This window comes from Acidimicrobiia bacterium (genome assembly GCA_036396535.1).
Lineage (GTDB): Bacteria > Actinomycetota > Acidimicrobiia > Spongiisociales > UBA5794 > DASWKR01.
Map to the genome: position 1 here is coordinate 35,781 of DASWKR010000016.1, position 7,684 is coordinate 43,464.

At 68.1% G+C, this 7,684-nt stretch carries 8 protein-coding genes; 5 read left to right on the top strand and 3 right to left on the bottom strand.

The annotated features are described in order from the left end of the window. Together argJ and argC are read right to left on the bottom strand one after the other, a co-directional pair. The gene (argJ, locus tag VGC47_02365) at nt 1-1,164 is read right to left on the bottom strand and encodes a bifunctional glutamate N-acetyltransferase/amino-acid acetyltransferase ArgJ (protein ID HEX9854134.1); all 1,164 of its coding nucleotides are present in this window, start codon (nt 1,162-1,164) and stop codon (nt 1-3) included. After that, nucleotides 1,161-2,186 (bottom strand): N-acetyl-gamma-glutamyl-phosphate reductase, encoded by a 1,026-nt coding sequence (gene argC, locus VGC47_02370; protein ID HEX9854135.1) that lies wholly within the window; start codon nt 2,184-2,186, stop codon nt 1,161-1,163. The genes argJ and argC overlap by 4 nt, the downstream gene beginning before the upstream one ends. Before the next feature lie 87 nt (nt 2,187-2,273). On the opposite strand from argC, the gene VGC47_02375 reads away from it, so the two are divergent. The 5 genes from VGC47_02375 (at nt 2,274) to VGC47_02395 (ending at nt 6,043) form a co-directional block, all read left to right on the top strand. Then, nucleotides 2,274-2,750 (top strand): hypothetical protein, encoded by a 477-nt coding sequence (locus VGC47_02375; protein ID HEX9854136.1) that lies wholly within the window; start codon nt 2,274-2,276, stop codon nt 2,748-2,750. Next, a complete protein-coding gene (locus tag VGC47_02380; protein HEX9854137.1) occupies nt 2,747-4,102 on the top strand; it encodes a hypothetical protein in 1,356 nt (451 codons plus the stop codon). The genes VGC47_02375 and VGC47_02380 overlap by 4 nt, the downstream gene beginning before the upstream one ends. Continuing rightward, entirely contained in the window at nt 4,102-4,251 is a 150-nt protein-coding gene (locus tag VGC47_02385; protein HEX9854138.1) for a hypothetical protein, read from the top strand. The genes VGC47_02380 and VGC47_02385 overlap by 1 nt, the downstream gene beginning before the upstream one ends. 95 nt (nt 4,252-4,346) lie before the next feature. Continuing rightward, nucleotides 4,347-4,820 (top strand): hypothetical protein, encoded by a 474-nt coding sequence (locus VGC47_02390; protein HEX9854139.1) that lies wholly within the window; start codon nt 4,347-4,349, stop codon nt 4,818-4,820. A gap of 38 nt (nt 4,821-4,858) precedes the next feature. Next, nucleotides 4,859-6,043, top strand: a complete 1,185-nt coding sequence (locus VGC47_02395; GenBank protein ID HEX9854140.1) for an acyl-CoA dehydrogenase family protein — start codon at nt 4,859-4,861, stop codon at nt 6,041-6,043. A 337-nt stretch (nt 6,044-6,380) separates the two neighbouring features. Here the strand turns inward: VGC47_02395 and VGC47_02400 are convergent, their stop codons facing one another. Continuing rightward, nucleotides 6,381-7,178, bottom strand: a complete 798-nt coding sequence (locus VGC47_02400) for an alpha/beta hydrolase (GenBank protein ID HEX9854141.1) — start codon at nt 7,176-7,178, stop codon at nt 6,381-6,383. Nucleotides 7,179-7,684 lie beyond the last annotated feature (506 nt).

The window sequence follows — 7,684 nt, forward strand, 5'->3', positions numbered from 1 at the left end:
TCAGCTCCGCTCGGAGTTGAAGCGCACGTAGTCGGGCGTCAGGTCGGTGGTGAGCACCGTGGCGGCTCCGGGTCCCTGGTTCAGGTCGACGGCCACCGTGAAGTCACCCTTGGCGAGCGCCTCGACGAGAGCGTCCTCGTCGAACTCGGACGCCACGCCGTCGTACGCGACCGTCACACCTGCAAAGTCGATGCGCACGGAGTCGAGGTTCACCGGCACGGATGCCGCCCCGAGCGCCCCCACGATCCGGCCCCAGTTGGGATCGCCTCCGTGGAACGCCGACCGCACGAGGGCCGAGTCACCGATCGACCGACCGAGCGCCCTCGCCTCGCCGTCGTCCGCGGCCCCTGTCACATCGATCGTCACCACCCGCGAGGCTCCTTCGGCGTCCTCGGCGAGCTGGTGGGCCAGCTCCCGGCACACCGACGAGAGCAGTGGTGCGAGGTCCGACGACGCCAGCCTCGTCCCGGAGGCGCCCGAGGCGAGAACGACGACGGTGTCGTTCGTCGATGGGCAGCCGTCGATGTTGAGGGCGTGGAACGAGTCGTCGACGGCCGCCCGGAGAGCGATGTCGAGGTCGCCGGGTGAGACCACAGCGTCCGTGGTGAGAGCGACGATCATCGTCGCCATGTCGGGCCTCACCATCCCGGCACCCTTGGCGATGCCGCCCACGGAGACGCCCCCGATCGATGCAGAAGCCATCTTGGGAACCGTGTCGGTCGTCATGATCGCCCTGGCGGCGCCGGCGTCGGCCGCGTGCCCCGCCGACACGGTGCCGGCGGCCGCATCGATGCCTCGCATGACGAGGTCGACCGGGAGGTGACTTCCGATGGTCCCGGTGGAGGCTACGAGCACGTCGCTCGGGGCGCACCCGATCGCCGATGCCGTCCGGACAGCCATGGCGCGGGCAGCTACCTCGCCTCGCTCCCCCGTCGCCGCGTTGGCGCATCCGGAGTTGACGACGAATGCCCTGGCCGTCGGGCCGGCGCCCAGATGCTCCCTGCTGAGTCTCACCGGAGCGGCGGCGGCGCGATTGACGGTGAAGACGGCCGAGGCCACGGCCGGTTCGACGGCGGTGACGAGAGCGAGGTCCTCGACGCCTGAGGGCTTGATGCCACAGGCGACGCCTGCGGCGAGGAAGCCATGCGGAACAGTGACGCTCATGGCAGCCACCCCTCGGTTGGGAGGCCGCTGGTCTCGTCGAGGCCCAGCATGAGGTTGGCGCACTGGACTGCCTGCCCCGCAGCCCCCTTCACGAGGTTGTCGATGGCGCACATGACGATGGCGGTGCCGGTTCTGTCGAGGTGGAAGCCGAGCAACGCCCGGTTCGTGCCGACGACCCAGCGAGTCTGAGGCGGGTCGTCGATCACGGACACGAAGGCCTCGCCTGCGTACGCCTCGTCGAGGATGCTCCGCAGGGCGGCCGCGTCCCCGCCGGGCGCCGTGGCGTGGCACGTTGCGAGCAGGCCGCGCTGCATCGGGACGAGATGCGGGGTGAAGGCGACTGCCACACCCGCCATCCCGGAGTGGGCGGCGATCGCCTGCTCGATCTCGGGCCTGTGACGATGGACGCCCACCTTGTACGGTCGGACTCCCTCGGCGACGGCGCCGAATGACAAGGACTCGTCCGCCGATCTGCCGGCTCCGGTCGCGCCGGATACGGCGGACACGACGAAGGTCCCGGCGATGGCGCCCGCCCGGGCGAGCGGCGCCAGGGCGAGCGCAGCTGCCGTCGGGTAGCAGCCGGGGACTGCGACGCGGTCTGCGCCGCGGATCGACTCGCGGAACAGCTCGGGCAGACCGTACGGCCAGCGGCCGAGCTGGTCGGGCCTCGGGTGCTCTCCACCGTACGTCTCGGAGTAGCGAGCCGCCGAGTCGAGCCTGAAGTCGCTTCCGAGGTCGACCACGCGCACTCCGCGGTCGAGCAGCCCCATGGCCGGCACGGCAGACGCTCCGTGGGGCATCGCCAGGAACACGACGTCGAGGTCGGACATCGCATCGACGTCGACCGGCGAGAGGACTCGATCCCCGTTCGACAGCTGCGGATGGACCTCACGCTGGTGCTTGCCTGCGCTCGTGTTGGCTGCCAGGTAGTGCAGCTCGAGATCCGGGTGCGAGTCGACGAGCCGGATGAGCTCGCCGCCGGCGTACCCCGAGGCGCCGGCGATCCCGATGCGGTAACCCATGATGGCCGAAATATACGCATATGTGAATGATTCGGCAAGACGGGTAGACAGAAGGGCTCGAACCGAACCGCCACTACCGTTGCCGGGATGTGCCGCACCGAACGCCCCATGATGCTCGGCATCGTCGTTCTCGTCGCCGCCATCTCTGCATGCGGCACCAGCGCGACCACCACGTCCACCATTGCTGAGACGACGGCGACAACGGCCCCGACCACGGCAATCCCGACCACGTCGGCCTCGCCCACCACCACGGCGGGCGAGGAGACCACGACGACCGCCGGGGCGACGTCGACCTCTACCCCCGGACCGACGGTGATCGAGGTCTCGGTCGCGGGTGGCGAGGTCGCAGGGCCCGGGCAGGTCGAGGTCTCGCTCGGCAGCGATGTCGTGCTGCGGGTCACGAGCGACGTCGCCGACGAGGTCCACCTGCACGGCTACGACGTCTTCGCCGACGTCGAGGCGGGCGGCACCGTCGAGCTGTCGTTCACGGCGGACCGCGAGGGCATCTTCGAGGTGGAGCTCGAAGATGCCAGGCTCCCCTTGCTCGAGATCATCGTGCGATGATCCGACGCCTGTCGGTCCTCGGCTTCGTGGTGGCGGCGGTGACGGCGGTCGGGACGACGCCGGCGCACGCCCATGGCATCGGAGGCCGAGAGGACCTGCCCGTCCCGCTCGAGCTGTTCATCGTCGGGGCCGGTCTCGCAATCGTCGTCTCGTTCCTCGTCGTCGCCTCGAGATGGACGACGCCGCGGATGCAGGACGGTCCGTTCGACCGGTCGTCGCGCCTGACGGTCCTCGGCGCCCTGCCGCCCCTGCTGAAGCTGATCGGCCTCGTCGGCTTGGCCCTGGTGCTGCTCGGCGGAATCATCGACGGCACCGAGAGCCGCAACAACATCGGACCTGTGCTCGTCTTCGTGTTCTTCTGGCTGGTCGTGCCGTACCTGGCTGTGGTGCTCGGCGACCTGTGGCCGTACGCCAGCCCGTTCCGCAGCATCGCCAGGTGGGCCAACGGAGACAGGCAGGAGCGACCGGACCTGCTGGCCGACTTCGGCGTGTGGCCTGCAACGGTCGCGTTCGTGGCGTTCACTTGGCTCGAGCTGGTGTCACCGGACAACGTCTTCCCGCGGACGCTCGCCATCGCGGCGATCGTCTACACGCTGTACGTGCTCGTGATCACGGCGGTGGCGGGTGTCGAGACGGGACTCAGGATCGGTGAGGCGTTCGCGACCTACAACCGGCTGATCGGCTCGATCGCCCCGATCGCGGTCGAGCGCGGCGAGCACGGCGTCCGCGTCGTGCACCGCGGCTGGTTGAGAGCGCTCCCGGCGTTGCCCGAAGGCAAGGGCGTCGCCGCATTCACCGTCGCCATGATCGGCACCGTCACGTATGACGGGGCATCGTCTTCGACGTGGTGGGGGGAGGCCTTCGGCGACCTGACCCGCGAGACGTGGTTCGGGACCGTGGCTCTGGTGGCCGTCGTCATGCTCGTCGGACTCGCCTACCTGGCGGCGTCGTGGGCCGCGGCTCGCCTGGCGGGGACCGGTGCGACCCTGGACGTCGCCCGCAGGTTCGCGCACACCCTCGTCCCGATCGGCTTCGCCTACGCATTTGCCCACTACTTCACGCTCATGCTGTTCGAGGGACAACTCCTGTTCCGCACGGCCAGCGACCCCTTCGGGCTCGGCTGGGACCTCTTCGGAACCGCAGACTGGGTGTCGGTTCAGTTCCTGCCCTCGCTGGCGATCTGGTACATCCAGGTGGCGACAATCGTCGCCGGCCACATCGCAGGGGTGGTCCTGTCGCACGACCGGGCACTCGCAGACTTCGGGCGGGAAAGGGCGACCACCAGTCAGTACGCCATGCTGGTTCTCATGGTCCTGCTCACCAGCGTCGGCCTCCTGATACTGGCCGGCTGATGCCATTCGTTGTCGCGCACCAGGGCGGATGGGACGAGGTGCTCTACATCGTCGTGCCGGTCCTGGCGGCATTGCTGGCCGTCCGCTGGGCTGAGCGGCGCCGGCGGGAGACACCGCCGGACGACCGCCACGACGTGCCGGGCGAGTAGCCGGCCGCCCACTCGACGCCCTGAAGCCTGCCGAAAGCCCGACCGCTACGGTGCGCCGGGGCGCACTGAACACGAAGTGGACGATTGGGGCGGGCATGAAACGATCTATGGCGACGCTGCTGCTCGGGACGGCACTTGCCGCTTGCGGAGGAGGCGACGGTGGAGGCGCCGACATCGACTCGCCGTGCGACCTCGCCGACGCCGCCATGGTTCAGGAGGCGTTCGGTGGCACCGTCGCAGCGGGCGTGGAGGGCGGAGCACGCAACTGCGAATTCGAGATCAGTGGTGGGCCTGTCGAGTCGCTGAGCGTCTTCCACTTCGGCGAGGCGTCGAGCTTCGACGGTGTCCGCAGCGGGTTCGAAGACAACCGAGGGGGCACCACGGACGTGGCAGGCATCGGAGACGAGGCCTTCTACCCGAACGACCGGGGGCCCATCGAAATCGTCGCCAGCGCCGACGGGGAGATCTTCGCAGTGTCGGTGTTCGTGTTCTTCTCCGATCCCCCGGCCGGCACGGACGGCATGGTTGCCGACCTCTCGCGTGCGATCGTCTCCCGACTCGCAGACTGACACCGGCCCTCCCGCCGGGCGGCGCTAGGTTGCTCGAGATGACAGCCGATGACGGCACGGACCACGACGCTGCCCTGGTCGACCACCTCGTCGACGAGCTTCTCGTCGAGGCCGACCCGGGTGGTGACCGGTATGAGTTCATGGGAGCCCAATTCGACAAGGGCCTAGCCTGGGTTCACTTCCCGGAAGGCTCTGGCGGCCTCGGCCTCGCCCCTCGGCTTCAGGAGGTCGTCGACACCAAGCTGGACGCCGCGACGAGCCACCGTCCGCGCCGCGTCGACGTCATCGGGCACGGCATGGGCGCTCCGATGCTCGTGACACACGGCTCCGCCGAGCAGAGGACCCGTCTCCTCAGGCCGTTGTTCACGGGAGAGGAGATCTGGTGCCAGCTCTTCTCGGAGCCCGGCGCCGGATCGGATGTCGCCGGACTGTCGACCCGGGCATCCCGAGATGGCGACGAGTGGATCGTCAACGGCCAGAAGGTGTGGACGACCGTCGCACAGGTCGCTACCTGGGGAATGCTCGTCGCCAGAACCGACCCGGACGCCCCGAAGCACCAAGGGCTCACCTACTTCCTGATGGACATGCGCGCCCCAGGGGTGGACGTGCGCCCGCTGCGTCAGATCACGGGAGATGTCGAGTTCAACGAGGTCTACATGACCGATGTGCGCATCCCGGACTCGATGCGCATCGACGACGTCGGCGCCGGTTGGCGAGCGGCCCTCACGACTCTCATGAACGAGCGGGTCGCCATCGGCGGGAACGTCCAAGGCCGGGGAGAGGGCGCCATCGAAGACTTGGTCACGGTCTGGAAGGAGCGAGGCGGGACGCCGCGGCAGCGGGACGACGTCATGAAGCTGTGGGTCGAGGCCGAGGTGGCGCGACTTACGAACCTGCGGGCCAGCGTCAACCGGTCGGCCGGTACACCGGGCCCCGAGGGCTCGACCGCCAAGCTCGTCTACGCAGAGCTGAACAAGAGGATCTACGAGCTGGCGACGGAGCTCATGGGACCGGAGGCCATGCTGTACGACCTGTACGACAAGGTCCACGACGAGGCGGCCGACGCCGACCTGCGACGCCGCTTCTTGAGGGTGCGGGCGAACTCGATCGAGGGCGGCACGTCCGAGATCATGAAGAACATCCTCGGCGAGCGGGTCTTGGGACTTCCCGGCGAGCCGCGCGTCGACAAGGACCTGCCATGGAAGAGCGTCCCCCGCAGCTGAGCCGGCGCCTCGCCGCCATCGGCAGCAATCCGACGGACGTTCGGCAACGACGACCTCCAACGCGCACGGGCTCAGTTAGCACACCGGACCTACTCGATGCGCCCAACCTTCTGATCCGTAGATCTCCAAGCCGTATCCGTCGCGGCCCCCGCTTGTGTCCGTGCAGCCCGACAAAACGGTTCTACGCGTTGGAGTGGGGAGATCACACAGTCCGACGTGAAGGTATCAGTAGGGAGGCTCGATGGCGTCGAGCGGATCATTCGATTCGACGCGGCGTGGGCCTGGGCCCATGAAGTGGCCACGAATCAGGTGTTTCCGGACGTCTCCGTTGCCTCAGCTAATGCGTCTCCGCACCGGTCGCGCCCCTCCGAATCGGCAACATCGTTGCCACCGGCTGGTTCTCGAGGAAATCGAGCACGATGCCGTTGAGGAGGTCGGGCTTCTCCATCAGGACCGCATGAGAAGCGCCGGGGACCACGGCCAGCTGCGAATTCGGGATAGCCCGGAACAGCTCTACGGAATGCTCGATGGAGATCATGTCGTCGTCGCCCACGATCACGAGAGTAGGCGACGAGATCAGGGCAAGCTCGTCGACCTGGATGTGTGGCTCGCGCTGTGTCATCTCCACGAACTTTCCGAACACGACCGGCCAGTGCTCGGGCCCGTCAGGTGAGTGCGTCTCATACAAGCCGCGAAACATCGCCATGTCAGCGGTGTCGGGGGCCATGTTCGCGAACATTTCCTCCACCTCGGGAGCGACGCCCCTCGTGTCGTAGTTCGTGCCGATCACGACCAGCTTGCGGACGAGGTCGGGGCGTGCGATTGCGACCATCAGACCCACGATCCCACCGTCGCTCCAGCCGACCAGATGCGCAGGCCCACCGACGACCCTGTCGAGGAACCCAACGGTGTCGGTGGCCATGTCGGCATATGTCAAAGGGCCCTGCGTATCGGCCGTGTGACCGTGACCACGCCGTTCCGGCGCCAGGACGCGGAAGCGCTCCGCGAACATGGGAGTCTGCGCCGACCAGGTCTCGTTGGTACAGAGCCCGCCGTGCAGCAGGACAAGGGGCTCGCCGCCTCCGTCCTCGTCGTACCACGTGTTGAGGCCGTCGATGTCTACGTACCCACCCATGTCGTTGACTCCTGCGTCTGCGTTCCCACAGCGGTGGCTGATTCGCTACCGCCCACGTGGAGACCCACCCGACGCTCACAAGCATCCCGGCTCATGAGTTGGAGATCTGCGACCTGGACTGTCGGCGTCAGCCGCTGCGGTCGCTTGGGCTTTGGCCCATTGGTGGAGGCTCTCCCCATTCCATTTCCGGGGCGCTGCGGAGATGATCGACATTCCGGTCGCCGATGCGGGCTCGGAACTCCGCTTCGAGATGGGCGAATGTTTGCAGCGCTACCCGGACTGCCTCCCGCGGGCGGTGGGACGGACCAGTTTGGCTCTACCACTCTCAGGAGGGCGCCCTCGCCGCCGGCCACCGCCCGACCTGACGCTCACCGCACACCCCTCCACCAGTCGGTTCGTCCGACCTCGCGAAACGATCGGCGGTAGAAGGCAACGGCGTCGGAGCGGTGCGCACCGGTTCCCACTCGCACGGTGTGCATACCGGCGGCGGCCATGTCTCCGGCCGC